The organism is Gordonia metallireducens, assembly GCF_021245825.1.
Classification (GTDB): Bacteria; Actinomycetota; Actinomycetes; order Mycobacteriales; family Mycobacteriaceae; genus Gordonia; species Gordonia namibiensis.
The window spans coordinates 182,386-196,963 of the sequence record NZ_JAJQJP010000026.1; the positions used below are offsets into that span (position 1 = coordinate 182,386).

A 14,578-nucleotide genomic window follows, 5' to 3' on the forward strand; every position below is an offset into this window, starting at 1 on the left:
GGGAGTGAGTCGACGGTGGAGTTCCTCGATGATCTGACCCATCAACGACTTCCGCTGTTCCTGCTGTTCGCCTCGTTCACGGTGACCTTCGTCGTGACGCGGGTGATCACCCGGTTGATCCGAGCCGGTAAGGGGCCGTTCAAGAACAACGTGTCGGGCGGGGTCCACGTCCACCACATGGTCCCGGGGCTCGCCCTGATGATCGTGGGCGCGTTCATCTCCGTCGGCGTGAACGGTGTCGAACCGGGTGCCTCGATCAGCGCGGTCCTGGTCGGCATCGGGGCTTCGCTGGTGCTCGATGAGTTCGCGCTCATCCTGCGTCTCCAAGACGTGTACTGGTCGAGCGAGGGCCAACTCTCCGTACAGGTGGTCGCCCTGACGGTCGCCGCCCTGGGCATGGTCATTCTCGGGTTCAACCCGTTCAATGCCGAGACCGACGTCGAGTTCGGTCCGGTCGCCTTTGCGGTGACCGCTCCGATCAACATCGCCTGTGCGATCTTCTGCGTGGTCAAGGGCAAGTATTCGACGGCGATCGTCGGCGTCTTCATCCCGATCTTCGCCTGGGCCGGTGCCATTCGTCTGGCCCGGCCGAAGTCCACCTGGGCCCGGCGTCGCTACTCGCCGGCCAAGCTGGAGAAGGCGACCGTGCGGGCGCAGCGATTCGACCATCGTTGGGGTCGCCGCGGATTGAGCATCGGTGACTGGATCGCCGGTGCACCCACCGATTCGGCGAATCCGGCCGTTCCGGAGAAGCCGACGGACGAGACCGGGGACGCGCTGGCGAGCTGACTCCGCCGCGTCAGCCCGTATCGAGACCGAAGGTCTCGCGGGCGACGTCGACGAACCGTCTTGTCGCGGGAGGCGGATCGGTCCTCCACAGGAAGCCGAGCCGAGCCCGGACGTCGACGCCCTCGACCGGCAGGCCGGCCACCCGATCGTCCGCCGCCGCGATGGATGCGCTGAGAATGCCGGTTCCCATGCCGCTGCACACCAATTCGACGATCGCGTCGGGCGACGACGCCTCGATCGCGGGCCGGATGGGACCGCCGTGCGTGACCGCGGCGTCGTCGAAGACGGTCCGGATACCCGCACCGCGCGGCAGGCAGATGAGGGACCGTTGTCGCAGATCAGCGAGCCCGATCGAGGTGCCGTACTCCTCGTCGGTCGGGATCACCGCGACGACGGGTTCGGCGATGACGGTCAGTGATTCGATGCCGCGCGGCAACTCGTCGCCGTAACCGGCCAGCGCCACGTCGAGACCGCCGTCGACGACCGAGTTGATCAACCGGTCCGATGGCGATTCCCGAAGGCTCAGAGCGATTTTCGGATGGGCGGAACCGAAGGTGCCCAGGGCGGTGAACAGCGGTGCGATGGTGCACCCCTCGACCATGCCCACCGACAGACTCCCGCGGAGCAGTCCACGAACCTCCGACACCGCATCGGCCACCTCGCGTGCGGCGGCCAGCGCGGCGCGAGCCGCGGGGAGGGCGGCCTGCCCGGCATCGGTGAGACGGACCGACCGTGCGGATCGATCGAAGAGTGCCGATCCCAGCTCGCGTTCGAGACTGCGGACCTGTGCGCTGATGTTGGGCTGCGTGGTGTGCACCCGCTGCGCCGCCGCGGTGAAACTCTCCTCGTCGGCGACGGCGACGAAGTACTCGAGCTGCCGCATCTCCATAACCAACGATGATACCCACCATCAAAACCATCACTTGGACTTATTCATGCAGGCGACGCACGGTGGAGGTATCCGGAAAGTCCATCAGAGAGGAAATCATGACCACCTACGAGACCGCCCGCACCCCAGAAGATCTCACCCGGCTCTTCGTCGAATACTCCAATGCCGGAGATGCCGACGCCGTCGCCTCGCTCTACCACGAGGATGCGGTCATGGCCTTCCCGCCAGGGCGGGTCACCCGGGGCAGGGCAGCGATCCGGGACCTCTGGGCGTCGGTCCTCGAACACCGCCCGACCTTCGGCCCCGAACCCCCGTTGCCGACGCTCGTCTTCGGCGACGACCTGGCCCTGACCTCGACTCCGCCGCGCGACGGTGCGGGTGCTCGCGCACAGGTTGTCACCCGACGCGCCGACGGAACCTGGGTACGGATCATCGATCAGCCGGAGTTCCAGACCCCGACATCCTGACGCCGGGTCGTCACCCGCTTTTTCTGACAGTGGATTCAGCTTCCGTGCTAGCTTCGCTGTGTCGGGGATTACACCGGCAGAGCGGTCGATCGGTGCGTGAAGGGATGGGTCTGCGTGGGAGTGCCTGAGGCCGGCGAAGTGGCCGCACGAGTCGCCGAACGGCTCAGCACGACGCGAGGTACCCCGGTATCGGTCGGGTCCGCTCGACAACTACCTGCGGGCGCGAGTCGCGCGACCTACGCCGCGACCCTCGTCGACGCTGCCGGTACGAACGAACCGATCATCATCCGCGCCGTTCCGACCGCCGAGGACGACGGTGGGCTGGGGGCCGAAGCCGAGGTCCTACGTGCCGCCGCCGACGCCGGGGTCCCGGTGCCGGAGATCCTCGACGCCGGCCTCGAAGGCGACAGCGTTCTCGGATTTCCCTATCTGGCAATGAATTTCATCGACGGCGAGTCGATCCCGCGACGGATCCTCCGGGACGACGCGTATACCGCCGCGCGCGCCGGGTTCGTCGAACAGTGCGGCGGCATCCTGGCGCGCGTCCACCGTATCGACGCCGCGCAGACGCCGGGACTCGAGGAACTGGTCGACCCGGTCGAGGCGCTGCGCACGCTGTTCCCGCGCGAGTTCGACACGATGCCGGCCGGCCTTGTTCTCGCGACCCAGTGGCTCGTCGCCAACCCGCCGCCCGCGTCCCCCGGAACCTGCGTCGTGCACGGTGACTTCCGGCTGGGCAACCTCCTCGTCGACGCCGATGGTGTTGCCGCGGTACTCGATTGGGAACTGGTGCACATCGGCGATCCGGTCGAGGATCTCGGCTGGTTGTGCGCCAAGGCCTGGCGTTTCGGGGGCTCGACCCCGGTCGCCGGGATGGGTGAGCGCGCAACGCTGCTCGATGCCTATGCCGAGGTGGCCGGGTGGCGTCCCACCGAAGAAGCGCTGCGCTGGTGGGAGCTGTACGCCACGGTGAAGTGGGGTCTGATCTGCGCGGTGCAGGCGAATCGGCATCTCGACGGTGTCGAGCGGTCCGTCGAACTCGCCGCGATCGGACGGCGAAGTGCCGAACAGGAATTCGACGCACTGCTCGCTCTGGGGATCGTGTCGCCCGAGGTGGTCCCGGACCCGTTGGGCGTCGACACCCCGGGCCCCGACGAGGAGCCCCACGGATCCCCGTCGTCGCTCGAGTTGCTCGACGCCCTCGCCGGTTTCCTCCGCTCCGACTCCGTGACCGCTGAGATGTCACCGCAGGTTCGGTTCCACACCCGCGTCGCCGGCAACGTCGTCGACGTCGTCCGCCGCCAGGTGCTGCTCGGCGCGGCCCATGCCGCAGAGTCTGCGGAGCGCCTGGCCGCACTGGGCGTCACCGATCAGCGGGCCCTGTGCGACGCACTGCGGTCCGGCGAACTCGACGGCACGGACGAGAAGGTGCGCGCAGCGATCGCCGCCGATGTCCGCGCGCGGTTGCTGGTCGCCAACCCGAAGTACTTCGCGGTCCCGCATCCGTGACCGCGTGACACCCGACCGAGAAGGATTCAATCGTGGACTTCGCACTGCCCGAGTCACTGAGCGACTACCTGGAGGAGCTCGACGCCTTCATCGAGGCGGAGATCAAGCCGCTCGAGCAGGCCGACGACAACATCCGGTTCTTCGATCACCGGCGTGAGGACTCGCGCACGGACTGGGAGCGCGGCGGTCTGCCGAATGCGGAATGGGAAGCGCTGCTCGGCGAGGCGCGTCGACGGGCCGACGCCGCGGGCCACTTCCGCTATCCGTTCCCCAAGGAGTTCGGCGGCCGCGACGGATCGAACCTCTCGATGGCGATCATCCGCGAGCACCTCGCATCGAAGGGGCTGGGCCTGCACTGCGATCTGCAGAACGAGCACGCCATCGTCGGCAACAACATCGGCCTGCTGCTGATGTTGGAGTACGGCACCCCCGAACAGCAGGAGGAGTGGGTCGAGGGGCTCGCCGCCGGCACCAAGTTCTTCGCGTTCGGGATCACCGAGCCCGAGCACGGTTCCGATGCGACGTACATGGAGACGACTGCGGTTCGCGACGGCGACGACTGGATCATCAACGGCGAGAAGACCTGGAACACCGGTATTCACGCCGCCCACCGCGACATCGTCTTCGCCCGCACGAGCGGCGAACCCGGTGACGCACGGGGCATCACCGCGTTCCTCGTCGACCCGCAGGCGCCGGGCTTCGCCGTCGAGGAGTACCTGTGGACGTTCAACATGCCCACCGACCACGCCCACATCAGCCTGCGCGACGTGCGGGTGCCGGATTCGGCGGTCTTCGGTGAGGAGGGTGCCGGCCTGCAGGTGGTGCAGCACTTCTTCAACGAGAACCGGATTCGGCAGGCCGCGTCGAGTCTCGGCGCCGCGCAGTATTGCGTGAACCGGGCCGTCGAGTACGCCAACGAGCGGGCGCCGTTCGGCAAGAAGCTCTCGACCAATCAGGCGATCCAGTTCCCGCTCGTCGATCTGCACACCCGCTGCGCTATGGTCCGTGCGCTCATCCGGGAGACGGCCTGGAAGATGGACACCTACGGCAACTTCGCCGCATCGGCCGAGGTCTCGATGTGCAACTACCAGGCCAACAGGTTGTGCTGCGACGCCGCCGACCAGGCCATGCAGGTGTTCGGCGGGAAGGGGTACTCGCGGCACGAACCGTTCGAACACATCTACCGTCACCACCGCCGTTACCGGATCACCGAGGGCGCCGACGAGATCCAGATGCGACGCGTCGCCGGATACCTGTTCGGTTTCATGTCGGGCAAGGCGCCCAAGGGTGTGGGCTCGGCCTGAGTAGGCTGGGCAGCATGCGAGATCGTGTGCGAACAGTGCCGAATCGGGTGATCCGGCCATGATCGCGGTCATCATCATCGTCGCGACCGTGGTGGTCGCGCTGTTCGTCCTGGGCGGGGCTGCGTGGTTCGCCTGGGACTCCGACAAGCGGGTGCGCAACTTCGCGCGGTCCACCGACCTCATCCCGGGCCGACCCGGGCGCGCACCGGAAAGCTGGACCACCGACAACAGCCGAGAAGCCCTGCTGCATCGACGTATTCGTTATGCGATCGCCGATGTGCACGCCAACCCCGCCATCCCGCTCGACGACGAACTGGTGTCGGCGCGGGACCGGCTGGACGACGCGGTGTTCGAGCTCGACGACCGCCTCATCGCGGCCGCCGGCAGCGGGGGCGACGAGGCCACCGAGGTCCTCGACCGCGCCGAATCGGCGGTCAAGGCCCTCGAAGCGTTACCCAAGAAGTTGTGGGAGGCGCCCAAGTCGGATCAACTCGCCGACCTCGACCGCGTGACGCGGGTCCTGTCCCGCGGCTGATCCTCAGATGACCGTCGGGCGCGGCGGCGGGTCGGGCTCGGGCGGTGCCGGTTGCGGATCAGGCACCGGCGGCGGTGGGGGCGTCGGGATCGGTGGTTCCGGTGGTGGTTCGGGGATCGGCTCCGGCGCCGGCATCGGATCCGGCGGCGGTGGGGGCTGAGGTACCGGCTGGTTCACGAGGACTCCTCTCGACGTGCGCGTCTGGCGTCGGAGTCCCGACGCTACGCCCGCACCGAGCGTCCGGCCACCGGCTCGTCAGCCCTCGGTCTCGTCGACCCCTCGGTCTTGTCAACCCGCGGTCTTGTCAACCCTTGGTGAGGTCCAGCAGTTTTCGGACTGTGCGCAGGTTGCGGCCGGTCCCCTGCACGCCGAGTCCCCGGGCGATGGCCGGAGCGGTCAACTTCGACCGGCCCGCACCCTCGGCGTAGCGGATGTGGAGATCGGAGCCGATCACGCGCCGGACGTCATCGCCGAAGTCCTTCTCCTCGAACGCGGCAGCCTTGTCGGCATCGGGTTCGGCGACGAGGAAGTAGACGTAGGAAAACCTGTCGTCGACGACCTCGAAGGGGTGCGCATCGAGTGCGGCCCGTACCTCGGCCGGGGTGCGGCTGATGACCTCGCGGAAGAAGCCGTAGCGTTTCTCGATCTCACGCTCGAGTGCGCGGTCGAACTCGGCGGCATCGCCGGGCGGTGAACAGAGCAGGTTGCCCGACGCGATGTACGTCGAGACGTCCGTGGCCCCGAGTTCGGTTGCGATCTCCCGCAGTTCGGTCATCGGCAGCTTGGCGCCACCGACGTTGACCGCCCGGATGAGGACGATGCGCGTCGTCGATGATTCGCTCACCGGTCCATGATGGCAGCGGTTTCACAACTTGGACAGGTCGGTGCGCGCCAGCATCACGTTGTAGTCGTCCCAGCGGGACACCACGAAGTACAGGTTCTTGCCGCTCGAACGCGGGTGGATGTAGGGCGTGTACAGCCCGCTCGACTGCTTGTTGGAGATGAGGACGCGTTCGCCGCTCCACGGACCGACGGGGGTGGGGGAGGTCCGCATCACGACGGTGCCGGCGCGCTCGGTCAGCATGACGAACTTCCTGAGGTAGTTGTTGTAGGCCACTGACATCTCGCTGACCGGTCGGGCGACGATCGGTGCGGCGTCGGCCGGGTTCGGCGACCATGCGTTGCCGCCCCGGAAGTATTGATGGCGACTGAGATTCAGTATGTCGGCGGGCCGGAAGCGGGCGACGAAGGCCGACCCGTGTCGGCCGTTGGGGGTGCCGTACTGGTAGATGTAGTCGCCGCTGCGTAGGAAGGCGCCCATCTGGAATCGACTGTGGCCCTGCGCGATCTGCGGCACGCCGGGCACGGTCAGTTCGAGGTTCGCGCGGATCGTGTTGTTGTCGACGGTCCAGGTCTGACCGTTGTTGCGTGACACCGCGATCGCCGAGTAGTTGGTGGCCCATTTTCCCGGACCCAGCCACTTGTGGATCGACATGAAACTCAGGAACTGGACGCCGTTGATCGAGATGCCGCCGGTGGGGATGCGTCCGACCTCGGTGTTGCGGACGCCTATCGCGTTGAACATCGGCTGCGAATAGGTGGGATGCGCCGGCGTGACCGAGGCTCCGGAGCGGACCGACCCGGGTATCGCGGTCGGGAAGCGGATGGTCTTGTCGAGATTCGAGTTCGCGTCGCTGCGGAGCATCGTGTTGTGTCGCCACACCATCTGACCGGCGCATCTGCCCCAGGTGTCGCCGAAGGCCATGAGCACTTGGCCCGAACCGTTGTCCCACGGCACCCCGACGTCGGTGGCGGTGATCCCGAAGCGGGCGTCGGTGCGTTCGGGGCTGCGCGGTCCGGTGACCCACGAGACGGCGGTGGTCGCGCCTTTGAGCTTGGGCAGCGGCCCTTGCGGTTTCTTGCCGTCGGCGCGGTAGCTGCCGAAATCGACGCTGCCCCACCCGAGGTCGCTGGACCCGGAACTGCCCGTGCTGCCGACGTCGCCACCGGTGATGCCGGTGGCATTGCAGACCGCCGCGGTGGCGGGGGAGGCCGCCGCGGAGAGGAGTCCCGCGGTCAGGCCGACGGTCACGCCACCGACCACCAGGGCGCGCGAGAGCGGGCGCAGGCGTGCTCGGCTGCGTCGGGACATGGGACCCCCTGTGGCTACGGCTGGTGCCAGTGTTGCAGAAGTGGCAGGTCCGAGCGGTCGAGGTGGCCAAAGCTTGACCGGGGCGTGACCCTTCGAGGCTCGTCGCTGATCCCGACTGCCGAACCTCAACTCGTCCGGCAGACGTCGGTCGAGGTCTGCCGGTCGGGTTGACGTCGACCGGTCGATAGGTGGGCGGGCGGAGGGCGTGCGTGTGCTTCTCGCGCCTCAGGGGGGCGGGCTAGTGGCGCGTGGCGACCGCGAAGGCGCGTCGGAACGGCATCAGGGTGCCCCAGTCGTGGCGGGGATAGGCCTCGGCGAGGCGGCGCTTGAGTTCGGTGACGAACTCCTCACGCAGATGGGTGGGTAAGGCCTGCAGGTACGGCCGGGCGCCGGTGCCCGAGATCCAGTCGAAGACCGGGTCGTTGCCGCCGAGGACGTGCAGGTAGGTGGTCTCCCAGGCGTTGACCCGGAAGCCGCGGTCGAAGAAGAACCGGAGGTAGTCCTCGGCGTCCATGCGCGGCAGCGGCCGCACGTCGCTCAGCGATTCGGCGAACGGTTCGGTGCTCGCGAGATCGGCCAGCGCGGTGCGGAACGGGGCGTCGTGACCGTTCGGAACCTGGATCGCGAAGGCGCCGCCGTCGGAAAGATGACCCAACAGGCGGTCGATGACCTCGAACTGGTCGGGGACCCACTGGAACATCGCGTTCGAGATCATCAGGTCGAACGGGCGGTGCGGTGTCCACTCGATCACGTCGGCGACGTCGAAGTTCGCGTGGGGGTCGGTGTTGTCGCTGATGGCGCGGTCGATCATGGCCGCGGATTCGTCGATGCCGAGGATCTCGGCGCTCGGCCACTGCGCGCGCAGATGTTTGGTGAGATGCCCCGGTCCGCATCCGAGATCGACGATCGTCGTGGGATTGGTGGGGATCTGCGCGATCAGGTCGAGGAAGGGTCTCGACCGGTCGTCGGCGAATTGCAGATAGCGTGCTGGATCCCAGACAGCCATGCGTCCACATTAGGGGCGCGCGGGGGTGGTGTCACGGGGAGACAGGCATCGACGCAGCGTGGTTTCGTGACGTGATCTCCGCCGCGGAGCGGTCACGGCGCTGACGTAGGCTTCCCTGCGTGACAGATCCCGTGAACCCCGCTCCCGAGAACTCGACCGGCGCCGACGCCGCGGCGGTCGTGGAGATCTCCACCGACGGCGCCTGCCTCGGCAACCCCGGCCCCGGCGGGTGGGGTGCGGTGCTCCGGTACAAGGGCAACGAGAAGCGGATCTCCGGGTCGGACCCCGACACCACCAACAACAAGATGGAGCTCACGGCGGCCATCGAGGGGCTCGCCGCGCTGACCAGGCCGTCGAAGGTGATCATCTACACCGACTCCACCTATGTGCGGAACGGGATCATGAAGTGGGTCGCCGGCTGGCAGGCGAACGGCTGGAAGACCAAGGACAAGAAACCGGTGAAGAACGCCGACCTGTGGCGACGCCTCATCGAGGAGGAGAAGCGTCACGAGGTCGAGTGGCGCTGGGTCAAGGGGCACGCCGGTGACCACTTCAACGAGATCGCCGACGAACTCGCCACCACCGCGGCCCGGGCGGTCTCCCGATGAGTGGCCTCCCTGTCGCCGTCGAGCCCGAACACGACGAGCATCTCGTCGCGGCTGTCGAGAGCGCCGGCGGCAAGATCGTCGGACTCGACGAGGCACGGGTACTGGTCTGGATCGGTCCGCCCGCCGAGTTCCCCGAACTGCCGGATGCCGTCGAGTGGGTGGCGCTCAAGACCGCGGGCATCGAGGACTTCCTGAATGCCGGACTCCTCGACGACCGCCGGGTCTGGACCAACGCCTCCGGCTTCTACGCCGAGAACGTGGCCGAGCACGCGCTCGCGCTGCTCCTCGCCGGGCTGCGGCAGATCAACACCGCCGTCACCCGGCACTGGGACAAGGAACGGATCGACACCTCCGTGCGGTCGCTGCACGGTTCCACCGTCGCCATCGTGGGCGCGGGTGGGATCGGCGCCTCACTGGGCCCGCGGCTGAAGGCCTGCGGTGCGCGCGTCGTCGCGGTGAACCGGTCGGGCCGCGACGTGCCCGGCGCCGACGAGGTGCGACGCTCCGACGAACTCGACTCGGTCTGGGCCTCCACCGACCACGTGGTGCTGGCCGCGCCGGCGACCCCGGAGACGCGGCACATGATCAACGCCGAAAGCCTTGCCGCACTGCCGAAACACGCATGGATCGTGAACGTCGCGCGCGGCCCGCTGGTCGACGAGGAGGCCCTGTACCGGGCCCTGGTGGACGGCGAGATCGCCGGCGCGGCACTCGACGTGACCGATCCCGAACCACCGGCCGAAGATCACCCGCTGTGGTCGCTGCCGAACGTCATCATCACCCCGCACGTCGCGAACCCCGCGTCGGGGCTGACACGTGAGATGGCGCCGTGGCTGGCCGAGAACGTGCGCCGATTCGCCGCGGGCGAGGAACTGATCTCGACGGTCCAGCCCGGTCGCGACTACTGATCGAGATCATTTTCTAGAACACGTTCTCGTTTTGGGCCGGTTCGTGGCAGAGTCGGGGAGTGATTCTCGACAGATTCCGTATCGATGACCATGTCGCTGTCGTCACCGGTGCCGGTCGCGGCCTCGGTGCGGCCATCGCGGTAGCCTTCGCCCAGGCGGGCGCCGACGTGGTGATCGCGGCGCGTAGCGAATTCGACCTCGACCAGGTGGCCGGACAGATCGCCGACGCCGGTCGTCGCGCCCACGTCGTCCCGGTCGATCTCAGCAACGCCGACGCCGCGGCCGCCCTCGCCGAGACCGCGGTCGAGGAGTTCGGGCGGCTCGACACGATCGTCAACAACGTGGGCGGTGCGATGCCGCGACCGCTTCTCGACACGACCCCCAAGCACCTGGTCGACGCCTTCGACTTCAACGTCGCCAACGCCCACGCCCTCGTCGTGGCCGGCGCCAAGCAGATGCTCGCGACGACCGGTCACGGCTCGATCATCAACGTCACCTCGGCGGTGGGCCGGGTCCCAGGTCGCGCGTACGCCGCCTACGGAACCGCGAAAGCCGCTCTCGCGCACTACACCCGGATCGCCGCGATGGACCTGAACCCGAAGATCCGGGTGAACGGTATCGCGCCCGGCGCGATCCTCACCTCATCCCTGGAGATCGTGGCCGGCAACGACGGGATGCGTACCGCGGTCGAGAACGCCACCCCGATGCACCGGCTCGGCGAACCCGAGGACATCGCCGCCGCCGCGCTCTACCTCGCCTCCCCCGCGGGAGCCTACGTGACCGGCAAGATCCTCGAGGTCGACGGCGGGATCATCGCACCGAACCTGGACCTCCCCATCCCGGATCTGTAGTCGAGTCAGGACGGGCGGATGTTCTGCGCGGCCTGCTCGACGATGGTCGCGATCCGCTTGGTCTTGGTCTCGGGGCGCTTCGCCAGCGCGATCTGGGCGAGACCCTGCTTGCGGGCGCTGGGCGGGAATGCATCCCAGTTGGTGCGTGCCACCGGATCGGCGTCGAGGGCAGCGGTGAGTTCGGGGGACTCGATCCCGGCCTCGGCGTCGTCGAAAATGGTCCACAGCCCACGCGCCTTGGCGTCGTCGATCACCGCCTGACCGACGGGTTGCATGCGTCCGGACTCGACGAGGTCGGCGACCCGTGCCTTGTTCGACGCGGCCCACGGACTGTTGCGTCCGCGTCGCGTGAACCACATGCCGCGCCGGGCCTCGTCGAAAACGCGTGTGTGGCCGTCGATCCAGCCCCAGCAGAGCGCCTCACGGACCGTCTCGTCGTAGTCGAGGGGCTCGCGTCCGGAGTCCTTGCGCCAGAACACCAGCCACACGCCCGGAGAGGTCTGGTGGTTGTCGCGCAACCACTCTCGCCATTCGTCCAAGGTGTCGAGAACGAGCTGAGGTGCGCCCGGATCGGCCATCCGTTCACCCTAATCGTGGACCGGGCATCTCGGTACAGTTGACCTGTGACCGGCATCCTCGACTTCGCCCGTGACTACTGGTGGCTGATCTTCCCTGTCGGCGGGGTCGTCGGCGGCTGGGCCGGGTCGATCGCGAAGTACAACGAGAAGCGGCGCAAGGACAAGATCGAGCTCGCCCGGATCAAGGCCACTGCGCAGACCGAACAGCTGAAGCTGACCACGACGTCCGTCGAGCAACTACGCAAGACGCTCAAACAGCACGATGCGCTCAACGAGAAGTGGTTCGCCTACGAACTCGACCTGGCCACGCTGATCGAGTACCCCCTGATGACCGACATGCGCGAACCGCTCACCCTCGCCTTCCATCGGGCGCGGGTCCACGCCGACGACCTGCGTCCGGAGACCCCGCGGCCGGGCGACACCGAGACCACGGTCTCCCCCGCGGACTTCATCGACTACCGGGAGGCGGTCGGCGACTACGCCGCGGCCTTCGATGCCGCCGAACGCGAGGCACGACGCCGCAAGCAGGCCGGTTTCTCGCCGATCGAACGGGAAGCCCTCGACCGGGCCCGCAAGCTCATCAGCGTCGCCTCCGACGCGGGTGCCACCGCCGCGGAACGCCAGGCCGCCTACAAGAAGGCGCGCGCCGAACTCGATGGGCTCATCGACGTACCGCCCCTTGCCGCGGAACGCATCGAACGACAGATCGCCGGGGCGCTCGAGCGGGGTCGCGGGGACTGACGACCGTTGATGAAAGGGGCGCGGTCGGACGCCAGGACAGATGCGAGAAGCCGCCACCGACACTCGTACCTTCGCGGTCTGAGGTCAGGAGAGCTCTCTGCGAAGAAGGCCGGCGCCCTCGGCGAGCGCGACCATCTTCTTCCGTGCGACGCCACGAGCGAGCGGCGCCATGCCGCAGTTCCCGCTGGCGTAGAGCTTGTCCTCGTCGACGAAGGGGAGGGCGCTGCGCAAAGTGGCGGCGACTTCCTCCGGCGTCTCGATGGCGTCGCCGGCCACGTCGATCGCTCCCAGCATGACGGTCTTTCCGCGAAGCAGTTCGATCACCTCGACAGGTACCCGCGAGTTGTGACTCTCCAGCGACACGATGTCGATCGATGACTGCTGCAACAGTGGGAACGACTCTTCGTACTGGCGCCATTCGGCCCCCAGCGTCGCCTTCCAGTCGGTGTTGGCCTTGATGCCGTAGCCGTAACAGATGTGAACGGCGGTCTTGCAGTTCAACCCTTCGGTCGCACGCTCGAGCGCTGCTACACCCCAGTCCTTCAGTTCGTCGAAGAACACGTTGAACGCGGGCTCATCGATCTGGATGATGTCGACGCCGGCCGCCTCCAAGTCTTTTGCTTCTTGGTTCAGAATGGTCGCGAACTCCCACGCGAGCTGCTCGCGACTCCGGTAGTGGTCGTCGTAGAGCGTGTCGATCATGGTCATCGGTCCCGGGAGGGCCCACTTGATCGGCCGATCGGTCTCGGCGCGAAGCCGCTTCGCGTCCTTTGCGAAGACCGACCCTTCGCGACTCACCGCGCCGACGACCGTCGGGACGCTCGCGTCGTAGCGGTTGCGGATGCGCACGGTTTCGCGACGGTCGAAATCGACGCCACTGAGATGCTCGATGAACGTGGTCACGAAGTGCTGACGCGTCTGTTCGCCATCGCTGATGATGTCGAGCCCGGCACGGCTCTGATCGTGTGCCGCGAGTGTCTGGGCATCGAGCTGTCCTTCCCGAAGTTCGTCGTCGTGCAACTTCCACGGAGACCAGAGCTTCTCGGGCTCGGAGAGCCACGAGGGCTTGGGCAGGCTGCCGACGATCGTGGTGGGCAGGAGTGTGTTCATCTCGGATACCTCAGGATTCGCGTGATCAGGCCGGTTGCTTTGTCGCCCAACGCTGCAGGACATCGCCATACGGTTTCATGAGACTCACCTCGGTGAACTTTCCCTGGGTGGTCGCGAGCCGGTTGCGCTCGACACGGTCGTAGGTCACCTGCGGGAGTGAGAAATTGACGTAGTCGAGGCTCGGCCGGTACACCTGCCCCGCCGCTGTGTTCGCGTTGTAGATCTCGGGACGGTAGATCTTCTGGAACGTCTCCATCGTCGCGACCGTTCCCGCGAGCGCGACGAACGAATAGTCGTTGAGCAGGTCCCCGCGGTGGTAGAAGGCCAGCGGGGCAACGGAACCCGGAGGCATGAAGTAGCGGACCGTGAGCCCCATCTTCCCGAAGTACTCATCGGTGAGCGACAGTGCGTCCGCCGCATACTCCACCCCGAGAATCGGGTGGTGGTTCGTGAGCCGGGTGTAGGTCCGCGACGTCGAGACGCTGATGCAGATGACCGGCGACTGGGAGAACCTCTCGCGGTACTCGTCCGATTCGAGGAAACGTTGAAAGACCTGTCCGTGGAGGTCGCCGAAGTCGCTGGGGACACCCTTCGCCCGGTGCCCGGGGAGCCGAACGCTGAAGTCGTAGTCGCGAATGTAGGAGGAGAAGTTGTTTCCGACGATGCCCTCGGTGCGGGTGCCCGTGGCGGTCTCGACGATGTCGACGTCGAGGACCTCGATCACCGGGAATGCGGCGTCGACCCCCTCCGACGCGAGATGCAGGTCCACCGAGACGATGTCGAGTTCGAGTTCGTAGCGGTCGCCGCGCGAATTGTCCCAGTGGAGCAGTTCATTGACCCGGGTGTTCATCATCGTCACCGCATTGCGCAGGTTCTGCCGGCGGTCCTCGCCGCGTGCGAGATTCGCGAAGTTCGTCGTCCCGCGCGAGTTGCTCGACGGGGTGTAGTCCTCGTCGAAGCGAGTCGTGCTGATGCTGAAGACACATTCATTCGTCACGTTTGATCAGATTCCCAATCGTTTACGCTGCGTTGCGCGACGGGCGCCACCGCACGGTTCACTGTTCGAGTTTCGCAGCACTCCGACTTGGGTTCCCGATGGTGGCGGGCCGATGGGTCAGGCCGGCGACACCC

General features: G+C 67.1%; 17 protein-coding genes. 10 read left to right on the top strand and 7 right to left on the bottom strand.

Going from position 1 to position 14,578, the window contains the following annotated elements:
- The first annotated feature begins 15 nt into the window (after positions 1 to 15).
- Positions 16 to 789, top strand: coding sequence for a hypothetical protein (locus LQD00_RS09665; RefSeq protein WP_232716923.1), 774 nt, complete (start codon positions 16 to 18; stop codon positions 787 to 789).
- Positions 790 to 799: 10 nt separating this feature from the next.
- On the opposite strand, the gene LQD00_RS09670 is transcribed toward LQD00_RS09665, so the two are convergent.
- On the bottom strand, positions 800 to 1,678 hold the full coding sequence (locus LQD00_RS09670; RefSeq protein WP_232716924.1) for a LysR family transcriptional regulator: 879 nt from the start codon (positions 1,676 to 1,678) through the stop codon (positions 800 to 802).
- Between the two features lie 98 nt (positions 1,679 to 1,776).
- Between LQD00_RS09670 and LQD00_RS09675 the strand changes: the two genes are divergently transcribed.
- From LQD00_RS09675 to LQD00_RS09695, 5 genes are all read left to right on the top strand, one after another.
- Positions 1,777 to 2,145, top strand: coding sequence for a YybH family protein (locus LQD00_RS09675; protein ID WP_232716925.1), 369 nt, complete (start codon positions 1,777 to 1,779; stop codon positions 2,143 to 2,145).
- Between the two features lie 114 nt (positions 2,146 to 2,259).
- Positions 2,260 to 3,654, top strand: coding sequence for a phosphotransferase family protein (locus LQD00_RS09680; RefSeq protein ID WP_232716926.1), 1,395 nt, complete (start codon positions 2,260 to 2,262; stop codon positions 3,652 to 3,654).
- A 32-nt stretch (positions 3,655 to 3,686) separates the two neighbouring features.
- Entirely contained in the window at positions 3,687 to 4,958 is a 1,272-nt protein-coding gene (locus LQD00_RS09685; RefSeq protein WP_232716927.1) for an acyl-CoA dehydrogenase family protein, read from the top strand.
- A 58-nt stretch (positions 4,959 to 5,016) separates the two neighbouring features.
- Positions 5,017 to 5,493 (top strand): hypothetical protein, encoded by a 477-nt coding sequence (locus tag LQD00_RS09690; protein ID WP_232716928.1) that lies wholly within the window; start codon positions 5,017 to 5,019, stop codon positions 5,491 to 5,493.
- Positions 5,494 to 5,500: 7 nt separating this feature from the next.
- The gene (locus tag LQD00_RS09695; protein ID WP_232716929.1) at positions 5,501 to 5,653 is read left to right on the top strand and encodes a hypothetical protein; all 153 of its coding nucleotides are present in this window, start codon (positions 5,501 to 5,503) and stop codon (positions 5,651 to 5,653) included.
- Positions 5,654 to 5,797: 144 nt separating this feature from the next.
- Here LQD00_RS09695 and LQD00_RS09700 read toward each other — a convergent pair whose 3' ends face one another.
- The 3 genes from LQD00_RS09700 to LQD00_RS09710 all read right to left on the bottom strand — a co-directional run bounded on the left by LQD00_RS09700 (position 5,798) and on the right by LQD00_RS09710 (position 8,651).
- Positions 5,798 to 6,337: a DUF1697 domain-containing protein gene (locus LQD00_RS09700; RefSeq protein WP_232716930.1), complete on the bottom strand. Its 540-nt coding sequence runs from the start codon at positions 6,335 to 6,337 to the stop codon at positions 5,798 to 5,800.
- A 21-nt stretch (positions 6,338 to 6,358) separates the two neighbouring features.
- Positions 6,359 to 7,645, bottom strand: coding sequence for a DUF4185 domain-containing protein (locus LQD00_RS09705; RefSeq protein ID WP_232716931.1), 1,287 nt, complete (start codon positions 7,643 to 7,645; stop codon positions 6,359 to 6,361).
- 238 nt (positions 7,646 to 7,883) lie between these two features.
- Positions 7,884 to 8,651: a methyltransferase domain-containing protein gene (locus LQD00_RS09710; RefSeq protein WP_232716932.1), complete on the bottom strand. Its 768-nt coding sequence runs from the start codon at positions 8,649 to 8,651 to the stop codon at positions 7,884 to 7,886.
- A gap of 119 nt (positions 8,652 to 8,770) precedes the next feature.
- Here LQD00_RS09710 and rnhA point away from each other — a divergent pair, with 119 nt between their 5' ends.
- Genes rnhA through LQD00_RS09725 form a run of 3 tightly spaced genes read left to right on the top strand, consistent with a single transcriptional unit; the run spans position 8,771 to position 11,018 of the window.
- Complete coding sequence (gene rnhA / locus LQD00_RS09715) at positions 8,771 to 9,259, top strand: ribonuclease HI (protein ID WP_232716933.1); 489 nt, start codon at positions 8,771 to 8,773, stop codon at positions 9,257 to 9,259.
- Positions 9,256 to 10,167 (top strand): D-isomer specific 2-hydroxyacid dehydrogenase family protein, encoded by a 912-nt coding sequence (locus LQD00_RS09720; RefSeq protein WP_232716934.1) that lies wholly within the window; start codon positions 9,256 to 9,258, stop codon positions 10,165 to 10,167. Before rnhA ends, LQD00_RS09720 begins: the two co-directional genes overlap by 4 nt.
- A gap of 59 nt (positions 10,168 to 10,226) precedes the next feature.
- A complete protein-coding gene (locus tag LQD00_RS09725; RefSeq protein WP_232716935.1) occupies positions 10,227 to 11,018 on the top strand; it encodes an SDR family oxidoreductase in 792 nt (263 codons plus the stop codon).
- 5 nt (positions 11,019 to 11,023) lie between these two features.
- Here LQD00_RS09725 and LQD00_RS09730 read toward each other — a convergent pair whose 3' ends face one another.
- Positions 11,024 to 11,596, bottom strand: a complete 573-nt coding sequence (locus tag LQD00_RS09730; RefSeq protein ID WP_232716936.1) for a YdeI/OmpD-associated family protein — start codon at positions 11,594 to 11,596, stop codon at positions 11,024 to 11,026.
- A gap of 45 nt (positions 11,597 to 11,641) precedes the next feature.
- On the opposite strand from LQD00_RS09730, the gene LQD00_RS09735 reads away from it, so the two are divergent.
- Positions 11,642 to 12,337: a hypothetical protein gene (locus tag LQD00_RS09735; protein ID WP_232716937.1), complete on the top strand. Its 696-nt coding sequence runs from the start codon at positions 11,642 to 11,644 to the stop codon at positions 12,335 to 12,337.
- Positions 12,338 to 12,421: 84 nt separating this feature from the next.
- On the opposite strand, the gene LQD00_RS09740 is transcribed toward LQD00_RS09735, so the two are convergent.
- On the bottom strand, positions 12,422 to 13,447 hold the full coding sequence (locus LQD00_RS09740; protein WP_232716938.1) for a methionine synthase: 1,026 nt from the start codon (positions 13,445 to 13,447) through the stop codon (positions 12,422 to 12,424).
- 25 nt (positions 13,448 to 13,472) lie between these two features.
- Positions 13,473 to 14,444, bottom strand: a complete 972-nt coding sequence (locus LQD00_RS09745; RefSeq protein WP_232716939.1) for a putative oxygenase MesX — start codon at positions 14,442 to 14,444, stop codon at positions 13,473 to 13,475.
- Positions 14,445 to 14,578 lie beyond the last annotated feature (134 nt).